This is a genomic window from Halothermothrix orenii H 168 (assembly GCF_000020485.1).
Classification (GTDB): domain Bacteria; phylum Bacillota; class Halanaerobiia; order Halanaerobiales; family Halothermotrichaceae; genus Halothermothrix; species Halothermothrix orenii.
This window is the reverse complement of sequence record NC_011899.1, coordinates 437,121-455,503: the sequence shown is the minus strand read 5'-3', so window position 1 is coordinate 455,503 and position 18,383 is coordinate 437,121. Positions and strand designations below refer to the sequence as shown.

General features: G+C 36.9%; 9 protein-coding genes. All 9 read right to left on the bottom strand.

What is annotated here, in order from left to right; all coding sequences use genetic code 11:
- Positions 1 to 17: 17 nt before the first annotated feature.
- The 9 genes from HORE_RS02270 to HORE_RS02225 all read right to left on the bottom strand — a co-directional run bounded on the left by HORE_RS02270 (position 18) and on the right by HORE_RS02225 (position 18,206).
- A complete protein-coding gene (locus tag HORE_RS02270) occupies positions 18 to 1,031 on the bottom strand; it encodes a LacI family DNA-binding transcriptional regulator (RefSeq protein ID WP_012635371.1) in 1,014 nt (337 codons plus the stop codon).
- A 246-nt stretch (positions 1,032 to 1,277) separates the two neighbouring features.
- The gene (locus HORE_RS13035; RefSeq protein ID WP_012635370.1) at positions 1,278 to 5,150 is read right to left on the bottom strand and encodes a family 16 glycosylhydrolase; all 3,873 of its coding nucleotides are present in this window, start codon (positions 5,148 to 5,150) and stop codon (positions 1,278 to 1,280) included.
- Between the two features lie 298 nt (positions 5,151 to 5,448).
- Entirely contained in the window at positions 5,449 to 7,278 is a 1,830-nt protein-coding gene (locus tag HORE_RS02255) for a carboxypeptidase regulatory-like domain-containing protein (protein WP_012635369.1), read from the bottom strand.
- Positions 7,279 to 7,424: 146 nt separating this feature from the next.
- Positions 7,425 to 9,299: a porin family protein gene (locus HORE_RS02250; protein WP_012635368.1), complete on the bottom strand. Its 1,875-nt coding sequence runs from the start codon at positions 9,297 to 9,299 to the stop codon at positions 7,425 to 7,427.
- 137 nt (positions 9,300 to 9,436) lie between these two features.
- A complete protein-coding gene (locus tag HORE_RS02245; protein ID WP_226984180.1) occupies positions 9,437 to 10,258 on the bottom strand; it encodes a glycoside hydrolase family 16 protein in 822 nt (273 codons plus the stop codon).
- A 549-nt stretch (positions 10,259 to 10,807) separates the two neighbouring features.
- Complete coding sequence (locus HORE_RS02240; protein WP_012635366.1) at positions 10,808 to 11,833, bottom strand: LacI family DNA-binding transcriptional regulator; 1,026 nt, start codon at positions 11,831 to 11,833, stop codon at positions 10,808 to 10,810.
- Between the two features lie 260 nt (positions 11,834 to 12,093).
- Complete coding sequence (locus tag HORE_RS02235) at positions 12,094 to 13,431, bottom strand: glycoside hydrolase family 30 protein (protein ID WP_012635365.1); 1,338 nt, start codon at positions 13,429 to 13,431, stop codon at positions 12,094 to 12,096.
- A 19-nt stretch (positions 13,432 to 13,450) separates the two neighbouring features.
- Complete coding sequence (locus HORE_RS02230; RefSeq protein ID WP_012635364.1) at positions 13,451 to 15,307, bottom strand: glycoside hydrolase family 3 protein; 1,857 nt, start codon at positions 15,305 to 15,307, stop codon at positions 13,451 to 13,453.
- 184 nt (positions 15,308 to 15,491) lie between these two features.
- Complete coding sequence (locus HORE_RS02225; protein WP_012635363.1) at positions 15,492 to 18,206, bottom strand: GH36-type glycosyl hydrolase domain-containing protein; 2,715 nt, start codon at positions 18,204 to 18,206, stop codon at positions 15,492 to 15,494.
- Positions 18,207 to 18,383 lie beyond the last annotated feature (177 nt).

The following is an 18,383-nucleotide window of genomic DNA, read 5'->3' as shown; positions in this document are numbered from 1 at the left end:
TTATTGCATAAAATAAATCATCTCAATTTAGCACAGGATTTACGCTTTATCAATTTAACAGGTAGAATTACGGGCTTATAACCATCCAGGTCATTATTAATAATATTTAACAGAAGTTTCCCTGCAGCCCTGCCCAACTTTACTTTATCCTGTCTTATGGTAGTCAAAGCCGGTTTTACATATTTACTAATTTCAATATCATCAAAACCTATGATTGAGAAATCACCAGGAACGTTCATCTTTGCTTCTTTAATGGCTTTCATTGCACCTATGGCCATGGTATCACTCTGGCAGAAGATTGCCGTCGGTCTATCTATCATTTTCAGAAATTTATTCATAGCCCGGTAGCCACCTTCTTCAGAAAACAAACCATTTAATACCCAGTCCGGATTATATGATAAACTTAAATCTTTTAAAGCCATCTGATACCCGAGAAATCTATCATGAGCAATCTTGGTTGAACTGATACCCATAATCATACCTATTTTAGTGTGACCTAAACTGTAAAGATAATTAACAGCCATTTTTGCCCCATCAGTATTATTGAGAGTAACATAAGAAGCCCTTTTACCAATAATGTCCACATCGATAAATACTGTAGGGATTCCTGAATCCAGTAGTTGGGGAAGATTTGTATCTTCTCTGGATACTCCCATCAGGACTACACCATCAACATGTCTATCCCTGCACTTGTCAACATAACTACATTTATCATCCCAGTTTCTTTTGGTAAAATATAATATATCATATCCCTTTTGTCCAAATATTTTCTCTAAACCGTAAATAACCTCACGAAAAAAGGGATGCCGTAGACCAGTGTCAAAGTGATCTGTAAAAAAGATACCTATAGTATATGATCTACTGGTCGATAAACTCCTGGCAACTGAATTTGGCCTGTAATTATTCTCCTTCATTACTTCTAGGACTTTTTTCTTTGTTTTTTCATTCACTTGTGGGTAATTATTTATTACCCTGGAGACTGTTGCTGTTGATACTCCTGCTATTCTTGCTATATCTTTAATGGTAACCATATTCAGTCCCCCATTTACTTTATTTAATTGTAACCGTTTTCGGTACCCTCTATTATATAATTACGCGATAGTTTTTTAAATTCCTTCTTTATTTTAATTTTTTTAATAATTTTTTTTATAAAAATATATTCATATAAAAATAGAATGATTACTTTTTCAACATTTTATAGTGGAGGGGAATCATGGGGATTAATGATCCCCCTCACTTTAAAAAATAGGGAGGGAACAATTTAAAGAATTACTCTACTAATCTTGAGTATAATAAACATTTTTGACATAGATTTTACGGCCATCAAAGTTAGCATCTCCCATTAGATATAGTAACGAGGTTACATCAGTTAAATCTGCACCTTTCATTAACTCACTAACAGGTATTGAATAGGATTTCCAGTTTCTTGTTAACTGATATGATCTACCAGGACCAAAGGTTACGTAGTTATTAGTCTGGGGACGTTCACTACTCCCATATACTCCTGTCTGGAAACCAATGTTAAAGGATGAACTGGTGTCACCTTTGATATCAAAATGGAGATGACCATTGGCAAAATTACTTAGATTTACGCCTTCTCTTATCTCCAGGCCACATCCCCACCAGTTTCCAGTTCCTGTAGTTATCTCAACTATTCCATCATCAGTTAAACCCATTCCACAGGTTCCTTCCCATGGATTTACAATTGCCGGAATAGCAAGATAGCTATTTGTTTCAGTATTTTTCTTTGTATCTAATACAACATAAGTGTCTTCTGTTACTGCAGCTCCTGCAGTATGGTTCTGAGCCAGTGGCGGTGTTAGCACATCTTCCATTAAGGCACTTTCATCACCATTATAGGTTTTCTTTACAGGATTACCATCCCTGGTCAGACCATCAAAGATACCTTTATCTACCAGGTCCCACAACACATATTTTGCTTTACCATCAACAGTAAATAATCCAAAGTGTTTCTCAGAGTGTCCCGGGTTGTTTGAACCCTTCCATGGCTCATCAAATCCCTCAAAAAAGAAGACACTAATATTACAGGCATCGCTCCATTCTCTTATCTGATCATAATATTGTTTCTGTTTATATTCATCAGCTGCCCTGGAACCACCTGAACCATACAAGTCAGTGGACACACTTGCCCAGCCAGTCTCACCAATGTGTATTGGTTTCTCAGGATCAATACTGCGAACATACTCTTTTACCAATTGGTATTGATTTTTAGCCCGTTCAAAAGCTCTTTTCATTGCATTATCAATCTTCTCTTTATCTGAAAGGTCTTTATTTTCTTCTGGAGTCTTCCAGAACTTTGAAACATAATGTGTATCATGGAAAGGATAGGTATGAAGGGAAACAAAGTCAACAGCTTTAACTAAATCTTTTAAAGTTTTACTGCGATAACTACCCTCTCCTCCCCAGGCTGCAAAGTTATCGGAACTTGTTATTAAGGTCTCCCCGGGAATATCTCCATTTTCTCTAGCTTCTCTTAAGTAATTTACCCATTTCAAGATAACTTCTGCTGGAACATAATGGGCTTGCCACCTTACCATAGCTTCATTTCCTACCGCAATTGCCTTGACAATCTGGGGATATTTAGCTGCAAGTTCAATAGCTTTATCTATTTCGCCTTTATTTTTATCTTCATCTTCTACATTATGATTAACACTGTCTGTATAAGCACCTTCACATGATATCCAGGCACCTAACATAACATACATTTCAAAATCAGGGTCTTCTTCCTTTAGTTCACTGATAGCCTTCAGGATTTTTTCACTCTGGGAGAACTCATTAGTATTATAGGTCCTTAATAATTTGACACCCATTGCCTCCAGAATTTTCATATCGTCTTTTATCTGCTCAACAGTGGGAACTGTACTCTCTCTTCTAACATTCTTTCGGTAACCACTATATGAAATAGCATGGTAATCTGGATTTCCAAATAATAGTTCCCCGTTATCCAGCAGGCAATTACCATATTCTGTGTAATTGACTCCCCTTATTTTTTCAATTTTTACATTATCTAAGTACACACGGGTAGCCTTACTCTGATCACTGAGAGCGCCCAACTCGAACGATAGGTTAACAACTTCACTGACATTCCCTGGAAACTCAACTTCCAAACTATAGCTTTCCATAGTAGGATTGAGTCCTATAGTTTCTTCTCCATAAACCGTATGTTTAGTGGGATGCAACATTTTTACATTTATATCCCTGGCATCTTCTGCCCTGGCATCAAAACTCACCTTATAAATAGAGCCAGGTTCCAATTTTAAACACTGGGCAAATTGTACATTTGACGCTTTACTACCGGGATTAGCTATATCCATAATAAACTCTCCATTCTCTACACCAAAAGAATTTACTTCTCCACCTTCTTCAATCAGAACATACCAGTTATCACGGTGAGCCTCTACATCATTAACAATTTCACTATCAAAAGCACCATTAACAACACGATTTATAGTAAGATCAGCATTTTTCTTTTCTTTAGAAGATTCTTCTTTCTCCTTCATTTCTCTCCACTTGAGTTCATATTCAGAATCCCATCTCTCTTCTCCATCTATAGAAGCAGGGTCTTTATCTTCATAAACTCTAATATAATCGACTTCCATTGTCTGTGGGAATTCTGTAGTTCCATCTGGGTAACCTGGCAAGTTACCTCCAACAGCTACATTCAGGATAAAAAACAATGGTTTATCATAAACCCACTCCTGTCCGCCTACTTCATCTTTATTGACGACATGATATAGTACATCATCAACATAAAATTCTAGCTCATCTTCATCCCATTCCAGAGCAAATATATGAAAATCATCAGAGAACTTCTTGCCATCTGGCAGTATATAACCTGCACTAATTCCAGTATAAGTACTTATTGGCCCATGGATTGTACCATGAACTATATTCGGAGTATTACCAATAACCTCTGCAATATCTATCTCTCCACAGGCTGGCCAGGGATTTTCATCAATATCAGTCCCTAACATCCAGATAGCTGGCCAAATACCTTTCCCTTCTGGCATCTTAGCCCTTACTTCAACCCTACCGTATTTCATACTAAATTTACCTTTGGTTATCATTCTAGTTGAAGTATAGTTGTAGCTACCATGAGAATCACTTATTTCTTCTTCTTTAGCGGTTATCACCAATTTTCCATCTTTAATATGGGCATTATCACCATCAGTATAATACTGTAGCTCATTATTTCCCCAGCCAGGAATACCCTGCTTATGGCCATTCCCTACTTCAAAAGTCCAGACATCTTCTCTTATCTCATCAAATTCGTCACTCCAGACTAATTCCCAATCTTCTACTAAATCCTCATCAGCTTCGGTCTTTGTTCCTTCTGTCGATATTGCGTTCTCTTCGACTTTTACTAATTTAATATTATCAAGTTCATAGATACCTGTATCTATAAACCAGAACTCAAAGCGGGCCATTTCATTTGTTTCTGCCATCATTGTAAACTCAAATTCATAGCTCTCCCAGTTTCCTGTTAACTTAATATTTTGTTGTGCATACGCCTCCCAGGCCCGGTCAGCTATAGCACCAACCTTAATGGCAATAGTTTTGCCATCCGCAGCCTTAGCATCAAAGCTAACTTTATATTTAGCTCCTTTTTCAATCTTAACTGGTGCCTGAATCAATTGTACTGAATATGGTTGAGAGCCTGCATTAGTAACCTGGTATATCACCCTGCCATTCTTAACAGTAGCTCTACCTCCACCTCCAGTATTCAAGTATGCTACCCAGTTGCCTTCTGTATCTACATATCCGTCTCCAGCTATTTTCTTGTTAGATAAGGGTTCATTAAAAAATCCACTACCAATTAAATTTTCATCTTCTCCTAAAATAACATCTAAAGTGGTGTCACCTGTTAAGTAAACATCAAATATTTTATTACCGACTTCAACCTTATAAACACCATTTGACAATTCAAACTTAGCTGTTTTACCTGTTTTACTGGCAACTTCTCCACTGTCATCTAACACTTTAATCTCTGTCTGGGAATTACCATCCTGGACATTAACCAGTAAACTGGATGTTCCTTCAGATACCCCACTTTTACACCCTGCCAGAACTAATAACATAATTAATCCTAATGTTGCTACAAGCCAAACCTTATTCTGTCTTATTTTCAATACTATTCCTCCTTTATTTCTAATAGATAAAAATCTATATAAAGAATGTAAATTCAATATGTAAATGTATTGCCAGACTTTTATTTAAATTTACCCCTTCAACAGGGCACTGTCCATTAATCTAATCAACAATAATATGAGTCCTCTATAATTTATAATTAATTTCCTTTACCAAATAAAAATAAGTGTCTTGTGGTTCGTGTTTCTTTATAAATTCCTTTAAATATTTAAATATTCACCAACATCACCGGGTGTTTAAGCCCGGTGATGTTGGTGGAACTAAAATTTACTTTAATACTTATTCAAACCTTACATTATCAATATAAACATCTCCACCTGCCCAGGCATCAAGTGCTGTTCCATCTGTTGGATTCCATAACCCAAAGCCTACTGCTACTTGAGTTAAGTCTATACCTAAATCTGATAAAGGAATTGTATAGGTCATCCATCCATTTCCAGCATCAGTTCCGGTATAGTTAGCGAGTTGCACCTGCACTCCTGTTCCTTTTGGCCCTTCTAACTTTACACCAATATCTTTTATAGTAGTGGGCAATTTAATATCAAATACTAAATTACCTCCATCATATGAACTTAAATCTACTGGAGTAGAAATTTCTACATAAATTCCTCCCCAGTTATCTCCTGGATATGTTACCTTGATTGAACTATCACCTTCTGTTATTTCTGTAGTTGATACTTCATAACTAGCTTGCAGAGCTGTTATTGGAGCTTCATTAAATACTGTAAAGCTGCTATTAAATAAAGACGGAGCATCTGTAGTTAAAGATATATCTACAGTTTTATCAGCTCCAGCTATTGTTACATCTTGAGAAACAGTATTATAACCATTCGCACTTACATTAATTGTGTAATCCCCATCTACTAAATCAAACTGAGCTACTCCATTTGCATCTGTTACAATTTCAGTTCCATCAACTGTTACTGCTGCTCCTTCAATTACTGCTCCACTGACAGCATTTTTAACATTTACTGTCAAAGTAGAAGTGACTTCAAGACTTGTTAATGATACATCTACAGACTTATCTGCTCCATCAATAGTTACTGAACCTGAACCATTAGCATAGCCATCAGCACTTACATTTACTGTATAAGTTCCATCTGGCAAATCAAATGTAGCCACACCACTTGCATCTGTTGTTTTACTTGTCCCGTTAACTGTTACTGTGGCACCTTCAATTGCAACTTGACTATCATCTGTTACAGTTACTGTTAATGTATAAGTTTCAGGTTGTGGCTTTGGAATTACAACCTCTGCATTACTGATTGTATAATCTGTTACATAAACTTTGGAAGTTCCAGCTGTTCCACCAAAAGCAATTATTGCTATTTGAGTCACATTTGCCGGGACTACTTCTGAAAACTGATCAGTAGTAACCTGTACAGTCTGCCAGTCAGTACTTGTATTGTCAAAACTATCTATGGCTATTTCTTTTTCGTTTTCTTCACCCACTACTTTTACTCTCAATTCATCATAATCGCCTGTAGTCGCTACAGAAAAGCTGATAACACTGTCAGCTGTTAAATCTACCGGGAACTCTGCAATTTGATCTACATTATAGATATCTCCCATAAAAGCTAATACAGTACCCCAGCCATCTCCTGTAGTTAATTCCCAGCAAGGTGTATTATTATAACTAGAATCTTGAGTTATAGTTGTTCCTGACCCCCAGGCATCTGCAGCAATATTCCCTATATTATTATCATAATCCCAGTCAACATATATATCAGTTTCCTCACCACTATTAGAAGTAATCAGGACAAAATCTGTTGATCCACCAGTACCAGCAGTTAATGTTACATCAAGAGTGGAGTCTTTCCCATCAATTGTAACTGAACCTGATTTACTTTCATATCCCTCAGCTGTTACAGTTATATCATAGGTTCCATCTGTTAATTCAAACTGAGCTACACCATTTGCATCTGTAGTTTTACTTGCCTCATCAACTGTTACTGTTGCTCCTTCAATTGCAGCTTGAGTGGCTTCATCTGTAACAGTTACTGTTAAAGTATGTTTAACAGCACTATTGACATCATTTGCATCTTTACTACAACCAGCCAGGACCAGTAACCCTACCAACAAAATCGCCAGAATTGACAACTTCTTCATTTTTTTACCCCCTGTCATATAATGGTGTTACCGTATAAATCTATTAAAATATAGAATTAAGTTAAATCCTAATAATAGGACATAATCCAGAAAACTGCCATCGGGTGTTCAGGTATCTTTACCTGAACACCGTGGCAATATAACTTCTAGAATGTTATATTGTAAGAGGCTTTAACTGAGTGAGTTGTATAACCTTCATAGTCTGGATTTCTAGGTTGCCAGCTTTCCGCACCATCATACCATATATGATGGGCCTCTCTTTTGCTCATTGCAGTAACAAAATCATCATCAGGGTCATTAATATCATTCAGTTGATAAGCATCAAACTGATAACCAATAGTAAAAGTAGTGTTTTGACTAACCTTATAACTTAATCCAGCCTTAAATAGGTTTTGCATAGCACTACCTGTTAATAGATCACTATCTTCTCTGGCTATACCAAAGTCATAGCTGGCAGTCAAATCAACCCTGTTATTTAACTTATAGCTACCATTAACACCAGCTCTAACCCGGATTTCGTTAGCAAAGTTTTTATTATCTTCAACCTCTTCATCACTACCCGTATAATAATTAACTTCACCAGTTAAACCAACTTTTGTTATACCGTCATCTAATACTGTATAACTACCATTTACATTAAACTCATTAAATAAAATACCATTATTTTCAGTAGCAGCCTTATTATTTCTCCATCTATAAGAGGTATCTGCTTTCCACAAAGCACCAGAAACATTTGTCTCAACTCTGGCAATGGTTACACTATTATCAGCAGCATCGTTTAATGCACTACGGGTCTCTTCATACTGGGTAAACATCCCGGTAATCTGTGGAGCTAAATTAACTGGTAACATATAACTACCATCTAACTTAAACCCTTTTTCATAACCACAACCATCTACATAATCAAACCTCTGGTCAGGACCAAATGACTCATCTCCAAACCATGACTGTCGTGCATGAGAGTTACCCTGTACTGCAATATAATCTTCACCTACATCTTTATAAGTCCCTGTCAGCTGTAATCCAGCAATTGGAGTTATAGTAGCTCCCACTTCAATTACATTAGTATCTTCTTTAGCCCCAGGTGCTGATAAATCAAACTCTTGAGGTTCTGGTATCCAACCGTAGGGAACTGTATTATAAATAGTATCTACATCATCACCATAAATAGCTGTAATAAATTCTCCGTTAATTTTGACCATATTATTAGGATAGAGTTCACCGGTTAAAGCAATATGGGTATTATCAAGGTCTTTACCAAAATAACTTCCCGCTTCATCAGCACGTTCATCATGTGTTCTAACCAGAAGTGCTCCAACCTTGCCCAGGGAAATATTTTTTTTCAGGTCTACACCATATACCATCTGTTGGACTTCTAAATTTGGGTTCCAAAAATCAACTTGTTCGCGATCATTACTATTAATTTCAGTTTTATACAGAAAGCTCTGAGTAGAAATTCCAGCAATATCTTTCTTAATCAATATACCTTCACCATAAGGAGACATATCACCCCAGTTATCACGAAACTGGGCAGCAAGGACCTTATTATTAAAATTGTAATTAAAATTATTAGTAATAATTATTTCTCCAAATTCTGGTGTAGCAGTTATTGTAAGATCCCCTAATCTTAAAACTGCATTATCCTTCGGAGTAGTCTGGTCCTGACTATATGTCTCGTCTGTTCCGTTATAGTCCATATTCATCTCTTCATGTAATCCAACAAAATTAGCATCAATATTGACTATGTTATCAACCTTAACATTCATATTCAGATTTAAACCCATTTCTAACCTTTCCCGGTTATCATCCTTATTATCACTGGTGGATTGTTTATAATCACCAATTCCAAATACTGCTCCTGGGATACCATTCATCGAATAATTGGCTTTGCCATCTACTTCATAAAACTCCCAGAAATTAAAGTTAGCATTCCCACTGAACTCTACATTAGTTACTGCAAAGGCAGGTAATGCTAATAACAGAACCAGCACCAAACTAAGTAGTACAGGAAACTTTTTCATTTACATTTTCCTCCCTTGAGTCTGAATTTTTTTAATCATAATCTTATATAAAATCCTTATAATCTTATGAAAATAATTTTTATATAAAATAAATTTTAACTAACTAGATCTATAATGAAACAAATTACCAATAAAACTTAAGGTTTAATATTTTCATAAACCCTTATATAATCCACTTCCATAGTCTGGGGGAAAATAGTAGTTTCATCAGGATACCCAGGCCAGTTTCCACCAACTGCAATATTGAGGATCAGGAAAAATGGATGGTCAAATACCCATGAACTGTCCGGAATCTCATTCTTATTAAATACATGGTATAATTGTCCATCTACATACCATTCTATTTTATCTTTGTCCCATTCGATGGCAAAGACATGGAAGGCATCAGAAAACTTGCCTGAAGAAAGGCTATAACTACTACCTTTAGAAGTACCGGGCATATGTACTGTACCATAAACAATAGATGGTTGATGGCCTAAAAGTTCCATAATATCAATTTCCCCACAGGCAGGCCATCCAACCTCACCAATATCATTACCAAGCATCCAGATAGCAGGCCAGATACCCTGCCCTTCAGGGAGTTTAGCCCGGACCTCAATTTTTCCATATTCAACTTCATATTTACCTTCAGTAGTCATCCTGGATGAGGTGTAATTATAGGTACCATACTCATCCCTTCGATTCTCTTTCCTGGCTGTAATAACTAGCTTGCCATCAATTATTTCAGCATTGTCACCAGCAGTATAGTATTCCAGCTCATTATTACCCCACCCGGGTATACCCTCTGCATGTCCATTACCTATTTCAAAATTCCAGGTACTGAGGTCAATTTCGTCCTGGTCAAATTCTTCTGACCAGACAAGTGTCCAGCCGTTCGTATCTTCGTTTATATCTTTGTTCATATCCTCAGGTACAGTACCAAACAAGTCACTACATCCAGACAATACTACAACCAGCAATAAAACTAAACAAAACAGAAACACTTTTCTGTAATAACCCATAATATCTTCCTCAATTCTAATGTAAGGGATTATATGTATTAAATCGTAACCGGTTACGTTTTTAAATAAAAATTAAATTCGCACTTTTATATTTATTTGGTTATTATTATATATATGTAAATCCTATATGTATAAATCGATTTTAGATAATAAAGATTGCTTTCGTATCTAACTAATCCATACAAGAACGGTTTAAGGTTGTGCCACAGGCACTCCGTATCTAACTAATCCATACAAGAACGGTTTAAGGTTGTGTTCGATTATAGCTTGGCAAGGTTTTGTGTCTGACCCAGGACCGGTTGTTTCTTTACTCCAATGGTATACAAAGCTTAATAATTATTATACAAATATACCACCATTTTCTCGATTCAGGATAAAATATCGGATAATAAATCGTAATCGGTTTCGTATTTCTATATAATAAGTATTCTGTAAATATGTAAATATTCCTTTTTTTTTTAATCAAAAATTTTTAAAAAAATTAAAATAAAATAATAGTACAGTATATTAAACCATGTCTAAATTAGGTCGACCACAGGAATCTCTCTTAACCAGTTCAACTGGAAGAATAACAGGAGCTTGACTTTCATTCTCATTTTCTACAATATTTATCAACAGTTCACCGGCTGCCCTTCCCAGACCTATTTTATCCTGTTTTATCGTAGTTAAAGCAGGGTTTACATAGCGGCTCACTTCAATATCATCAAAACCAATTAAGGAAAAATCTTCAGGGACACTCATACCGGCTTCATGTATGGCCTGCATAGCCCCAATTGCCATGGAATCACTCTGACAGAAAATAGCTGTTGGCCTCTCATCCATCTCCAGATATTTAGACATGGCCTGATAACCACCTTCTTCAGTGTATCTACCATCGAGTATCCACTGTGAGTTATAGACAAGACCTAAATTTTTAATGGCTGTCTGATAGCCAAGCAACCTATCATTGGTAACCTTGGTCGAACTTATTCCCATAATCATCCCGATTCTGGTATGGCCTAGACTGTGTAGATAATTAACAGCCATTTCTGCCCCTCTATAATTATCTGAAATAACATATGAGGCTTTTTTACCAACTATATCAAGATCAACAAAAACAGTTGGTATATCGGAATCGAGAAGTTTGGGGATATTGGAATCGGTCTTTGGAACCCCCATCAATACCACCCCATCTACCTGCCTGTCATGGCACTTCTCTACATAGCTGAAATTTTCTCCCCATTTTCTATTAGTAAAATATAATATATCATATCCTTTTTCATCAAATATTTTCTCCAGACCATAAATAACCTCCCGGAAAAAGGGATGGTGTATTCCGGTATTAAAATGGTCAGTAAAAAATATACCTATAATATTAGACTTGCTGGTAGACAGGCTTCTGGCAACAGAATTAGGCCTGTAATTATTTTCTTTCATGATTTTCAGGATTTTTTTCTTGGTTTTTTCACTGACATCAGGGTAATTATTTATTACCCTGGAGACCGTAGCTGTTGACACTCCTGCTATCTTTGCTATATCCTTAATGGTAGCCATGTTTTATCACCTCATATTTAAACAAATAATCGTAATCGATTTCATTATGTTATTTAAATTCTTGATATAATATTAAATTCCTTCCTCGAATTTTATTTCGTTGATTTTTTGTTACTGTTTTTCAAATTTAATGGATAACGGCTACATCGCATTTTCTTTGCATCTTTTTCTTCATTCTTTTTCTTGATAACTTTTTTTGTTTTCTTCTTATATAATTGTTTTCTTTCTAATTTTACATCATAAGTAATTATATAAGTATCTTAAGTAATGATATAAGTTGCAATAGCATGGGCTGGCAATGTAAGGTCAGCTACCTTATTATCAAGAGATACTGCAAAATCTGTGGGATTATCTGTCTCATTCATAACAATTAGTATAATACTACCATCACTATTAAGGAAAGATGTTGCCTTTAAATTATCATTAGTACAGGATACACCAATCCGGACAGCACCAGGCCTGATATATTTACTGAAATGGCCAATATAATAATATGAACTATTATAATATATCTCTTCTGTATTTGTATCCACAATTACCGGGGCATCACAGTAATTGCCCACATGGTTTGGACCACCTTCCTCATTCAATACCATGTTCCAGTCCAGATACCCTTCAGTCCAGTTATTTAAATCACCGATGATATTACGCCCATATCTCTCACCCGTAAACCATTCGCCAATTTGACAGCCACCCTCCTGACAACCTTCAGTAAAAAGCAAATGCTTGTCAGGATACATTTCATGTACCTGGCCCACATTATCAAAGTCTTCACTCACATACCAGTGAAAGGCGGTCCCCCATACATATTTAGCAGCTTCAAGGTCATCCAGAATGGGTTTTACTCTGTCAACAATAATATCTCTATTATGATCCCAGATAAGGATATTAATGTCACCAAGGCCTTCTTCATGCATAACCGGGCCGAGGTGGTTTTTAACAAAATCACGCTCTTCTTCAGCAGTATATGTACAGGAATCCCAGGTCTGAACTGCTGCAGGTTCATTCTGAACAGTAATTCCCCAGATATTTAATCCTTCTTCCTGAAAGGCTTTAATATATTTAGTATAATATTTAGCCCAGACATCTCTATATTCAGGCAGCAATTTACCGCCATAATTCATATTTTCATTGCTCTTCATCCAGGCGGGTGGGCTCCAGGGTGAGGCCAGTAATTTTATTTCACCACCCCTGGCCTTTATAGCATCCCTGATCAAAGGTATCACCCATTGCCGTTCCCGGGAAATATCAAATGTCTTTAACTCTCTATCTCCATCTTCTACATAAGTATAGTTCTCCAGGGCAAAATCGCAGCTATTGATATGAACACGCCCCATATTATACCCGAGACCTTTATCCCTATCAAAATAGCTTTCGATAATTTTAAGTCTCTTATCAGAACTTATTTTAGACAGTGTATATGCAGCGGCCTCAGTAAATGCCCCACCAAAACCGATTATTTTCTGATATCTTGTATCAGGATATAATTCCAGGTCTATATCCTGTCTCCCTATTCCCGATTTAAATACTTTTTCACCTTTTAAACTTAATCTATCTCCGGTGTCTCTGGCGGTTAAAATTACACTAATAGAATTCATGAAAACTCTCCTTTCTGTTTTACTCAAGGTCCATTTTAAGGCCAGTACCATATTCGAATAAGGGGTCATAATCATCATCCCCATAATTTATGGGTAACTGAGAAACATCTTCTGGCCAGGAAACAGGTAATCTACCAGTAAAATTATAATCACCGAATAACACATCAGCTATACCCTGACCTTCTGTGCCAGGTAACCAGGCCATTACAAAAGCATCCCAGTCATCGATATAATCACTTATAATCAAAGGTCTACCGGAAATCATAACTACTACAACCGGTTTTCCGGCCCCGGTGACCTTTTCTAGCAGGCTGATATCTTCCTGTTTCAATTCCAGCCTTCCATTATCCCCCCGGCCTTCAGCATAAGGGTCTTCTCCTACTACTATTACCGCTACATCAGCTTGATTTAAATCATTTACAACCTGACCCCGGCCAGCAATAGCTGCTTCAATACCTTCCAGAACTGTGGTCCCTTCAGTAATATCACCGGAACGTCCCTGCCAGGTTATAGTCCAGCCCCCACACTGACTCCCAATGTCTTCGGCATTGGAACCACCTACATAAATTTTACTATCCTTATCCAGGGGTAGAACATTTTCATTTTTCAATAGAACCAGGGATTTTCGAACTGCTTCCCGGGCTACCTCACGGTGTTCTTCTGAGCCAATCAGGGAGATATGGCTACGATCAGTAAAGGGTTTTTCAAATAAACCTGCTTTGAATTTGACGGTTAAGATTCTCCGTACCGCATCATTAATCCTCTCTTCACTTACATCTCCATTTTCTACAGCCTGCTTAAGGTTATAAATAAATTTCTTCCAGCTATCAGGCACCATAAACATATCAATTCCGGCATTAACTGACTTAACTACTTTTTCATAATAACTGTAGCCTGATATCTCATTGATTCCGTTCCAGTCCGAAACAACAAATCCGTCAAAACCCAGCTCACCTTTTAAGACATCAGTAATCAGGTATTTATGGGCATGCATTTTTACTCCCTGATAGCTGTTAAATGATACCATAATGGTACCGACACCTTCTTCAATAGCTTCAATATAACCTGGAAGGTGGATTTCACGTAAGGTTTTTTCATCAACAGTAACGTCGCCACGGTCAATTAAATATCCTCCATCACCACTTCCCCATTCAGTTCCACCATCACCAACATAATGCTTGGCACAGGCCACCACATATTCTCCATCCATCTCTGCCTCTGGACCCTGTAACCCCCTGACATAGGCCCCGGCCAGTAATTTTTGTAATTCTGGATGCTCTCCGAAACTTTCGTAGGTTCTGCCCCATCTCTCATCCCGGGCCACTGCCACACAGGGACCAAAATTCCAGTCAGGTCCAGTGGCTGAAACCTCTTTGGCAGTAATTCTACCTACCTTTTCCACCAGTTCAGGATCCCGGGTGGCCCCAAGGCCAATGTTATGGGGAAAGATGGTCGCCCCCCTGAGGTTATTATGTCCATGGACTGCGTCTACACCATAGATTATTGGTATCTTTAGCCTGGTCTTCATGGCCCACTTCTGAAATCTGTCATACATGTTAGCCCAGGCTTCAGGTGTATTAGAAAATGGTGTCGAACCCCCACCACTCAAAATAGAACCAATTTTGTACTGATAAACTTCATCCGGTGTTATATATCTTCGTTCGGCCTGGGTCATCTGTCCTATTTTTTCTTCCAGGGTCATCACAGATAGAAGTTTGTCAACCTTTTCCTCAATAGATAAAAAGGGGTTCATATAATCTGGTATTATCTTAAACTCTTCATTTTCGACTAATTCAGTAGACGCAAAAACAGTTCCCCCTATAAAACAAATCAACAGCACCATGTACAGAAGACTAAAGCCGGCTAGTCTCTTCATATGCCCCATCCCCTTTATTACTTTATGACCTTCACTTATTCACCTCATTAAAATTTAAATCTAAATTTAAAATTTTAAAACAAATAGAAGCACTGAAAACATATATAACACAATGACAGACATCACTAAAAACAAATAACCCTGAAAACAATAGTATCTGAACATAATAAGTTTCTAAAAAATCTTATGCCAGTCTTACCGTAATATCTATTACTTCATCCCTTTCTTCAATATCTTCCCTTTTAATAGTTACCTGTTTATCTTCATAATAATCTATTATTTCATCATTAACCATTACTTTATCTATCTTATAGGAATCATAGTCTAACAGTTGAGGATTAACATAAGTTATTGTTAATCTCTTCCCGGCAAATTTAATACCAATGGTAGCCTTTCCTTCTTCATCAAATTGCTCCTTTAATAGCTTTGGTTCCAGCCTCAAATCCCCGTAATACCCTTTAACACCAAAGACTTCCGTAGCAAAGGTAAGTAATAACCAGCTGGCAGAACCCGTTAAATAACTATACATACCCCTGCCCCGTTGGCTGATGTATTCCGGTATACCGGGATAAATACGGCTTCTGTCAAAATCAAGGCAATGATTATAAATACTATGCCACACCTTGAATCCTTCTTTAACAAAATTTCTCCGGTAAAGAGCGTTTGCATACATTACAGACATATGGCTAAACATGGCTCCATTTTCTTTATGGCCATAGGCAAAACCAAAACAACGTCCAAGCTGAATATCTTTGTCCTTAAAATCTGTATTTAACCGGTAACCTCCTACACCATCATCATAGAGGTAATAATCAGCAGCAGAAATTATATTTTTTACCTGTTCTCCGGTTGCTATACCAAACATAGTGGTAAATACCTGTCCGGTCAAGGTCATCCTGGTTTCCTTTTCAAACCTGCCTTCAACCCGCTGACCTTTATTATCATAATATCCATTAAACCACTTATGCCCCTTATTATCCCCAATATATTCATTTTCCCTTAAATGTTCCTGTAACCAGTTTGCTTTTCGTTTGATATCTTTGATGAGTTGATCAATTTTTATTGTAACCTGGTTACCGGATATATTATATTTACAACTGGCGAAATATTTATTTAACACTTCATTTTTGGCAGTGACATCATTATAATCTACCGGATTATAAAGTGTATCCAGTAAAACCTTGATTTCCTCCAGCAACTTCACTTCAGTCACATTTTCTTTATCTCTTAATGTTTCTAACAGGTTTACAATCTCAAACAAATTACCGGCATAAAAGGCTGTAAAAGCGACACTTTCTCCCTTTTCTGAAGCCATGTCCAGGCCGTCATTCCAGTCAGCATCCTCCAGTCTTATGTTATTATGCTCCCCAACATTAAAAAACACTGTTAGATTTTGCAGGAGAATATGTTCAAGAATGGAACCGTGGTAGACCTGGCCCTCTTCTGTTTTTAATTTATTACCCATTCCCTGATGCCACCTGTTATCAATCTCTCTGGCAAAGGATACAATTCTATCTTTAAAATATGACTGTTTTTCCATCAAGAATTTTATATCACCGGACATATTAATATATAGACTTGTCGTCTGCAGGGGCCAGGCACCATGGTCTATCCATAACCTGGTAATATTATTCCTGTCGGCAATAAATTCACCTGGTTTATTACCAATTATTGTCGCATTACTGCCATCTATTCTAACACCAGCAAAATTATTGTATAATAGATACCTGACATTCTTATCATCCATTAATAATAAAGCAAGACAATCCTGCCAGAGGTCTCTCCAGCCTCTGCCTCCCCGGCCGTAATCATGATATGGCAAAAATGAACATCCATATATCCTGCGTAATACCGGCTGCAGGGTAACCCACTTCATCCAGTTATCAAAGGTTTCATCCCCTGTATAAAAAGTGAGCTGCTCAATTGTAGATTGCCAGTATTTTTTATTTTCATTTAGTTCCCTGTCAAAATCTTTTTCAGAACAGTATTTATCAATATATTTTTTCATGTCTTTCCCATTATGATCTATCACCATTACAATAATATAGGAAATAGACTCCCCGGCTTTTAATTCTTTATCACCAAACTTAATGGCCCCTATACTCTCATAACCCTCATATTTAAAACCGGGTTTTACAAAATCAACATTACCTTCCACAATAGAACGGGGCCAGTCCAGGGTTCCTCCCTCTCCAATAAAGTCCTCCAGAACCGGACAAAAACCTACCGGATCTGAAGAGTCTGAACATCGCCCAAATACACCATAAGAAGTATTATTTGGCTGATGCCCTCTTTCATCAAAGGACAAAGTAGGGGTTACTATAACCCCGTTAGAATTAGTAGTAATACGATGTAATAAAGAGGTAACATGTCTATGATCCCTCAGATTATCAGCAGAACGTCCGTATACTGGAATGGCTGCCGTCGGGGTAAATTTTATAGTCTCCTGTCCCGTATTAACGATAGTAACTTTCATTAACTCAACCTGGTCCTCATTTACCGGGACAAAATTGGTTATTTCTGCTTTAATGTTAAGTTTTCTATTTTTTCTTATCACCTTATGCCATAAAAACCCTGCTTCCACATCAGCAGTTTCTATTTTTTTATCTCCGGTATATTTCATAGAAATTTGTCTGGCAGAATTACCCGTTACTGACCACGGCCCATAACCATCAATTTTTAACCAGAAATTACGGTTTGATCTGTTATTATGTAGGTCCTCAACAGATACAGGCTGCATCAAAAAACTATTCTGGTCAGTTTTAATGTCCCCGTTTAGTGTCGGGGTTATTGAGGACATGATTCCACTCTCGTTAGTCAGTGGAAAATATAAATAACTATTATCATCAGCCCCCTTCAAACTAAAGGTACCCTTGTTATTGTTGAATTCCCAACCCATATTTAACATTCCTTTCTTTATTTAATTATTTAATAAAATTAATTCACAGATTTAATTAAAGTAAAATACAAATATTATTAAATGAAAACCGAATAAAATATTACTTACATTTATCGTAACCGCTTACGATATATTCTTGAGATACCTTATTATAGAATACTATACTATTTCTTATAA

Coding starts and splice junctions, on each gene's coding strand:
- HORE_RS02270 (WP_012635371.1), bottom strand. CDS start 1,031: ATGGTTACCATTAAAGATATAGCAAGAATAGCAGGAGTATCAACAGCA.
- HORE_RS02255 (WP_012635369.1), bottom strand. CDS start 7,278: ATGAAGAAGTTGTCAATTCTGGCGATTTTGTTGGTAGGGTTACTGGTC.
- HORE_RS02250 (WP_012635368.1), bottom strand. CDS start 9,299: ATGAAAAAGTTTCCTGTACTACTTAGTTTGGTGCTGGTTCTGTTATTA.
- HORE_RS02240 (WP_012635366.1), bottom strand. CDS start 11,833: ATGGCTACCATTAAGGATATAGCAAAGATAGCAGGAGTGTCAACAGCT.
- HORE_RS02235 (WP_012635365.1), bottom strand. CDS start 13,431: ATGAATTCTATTAGTGTAATTTTAACCGCCAGAGACACCGGAGATAGA.
- HORE_RS02230 (WP_012635364.1), bottom strand. CDS start 15,307: ATGAAGAGACTAGCCGGCTTTAGTCTTCTGTACATGGTGCTGTTGATT.
- HORE_RS02225 (WP_012635363.1), bottom strand. CDS start 18,206: ATGGGTTGGGAATTCAACAATAACAAGGGTACCTTTAGTTTGAAGGGG.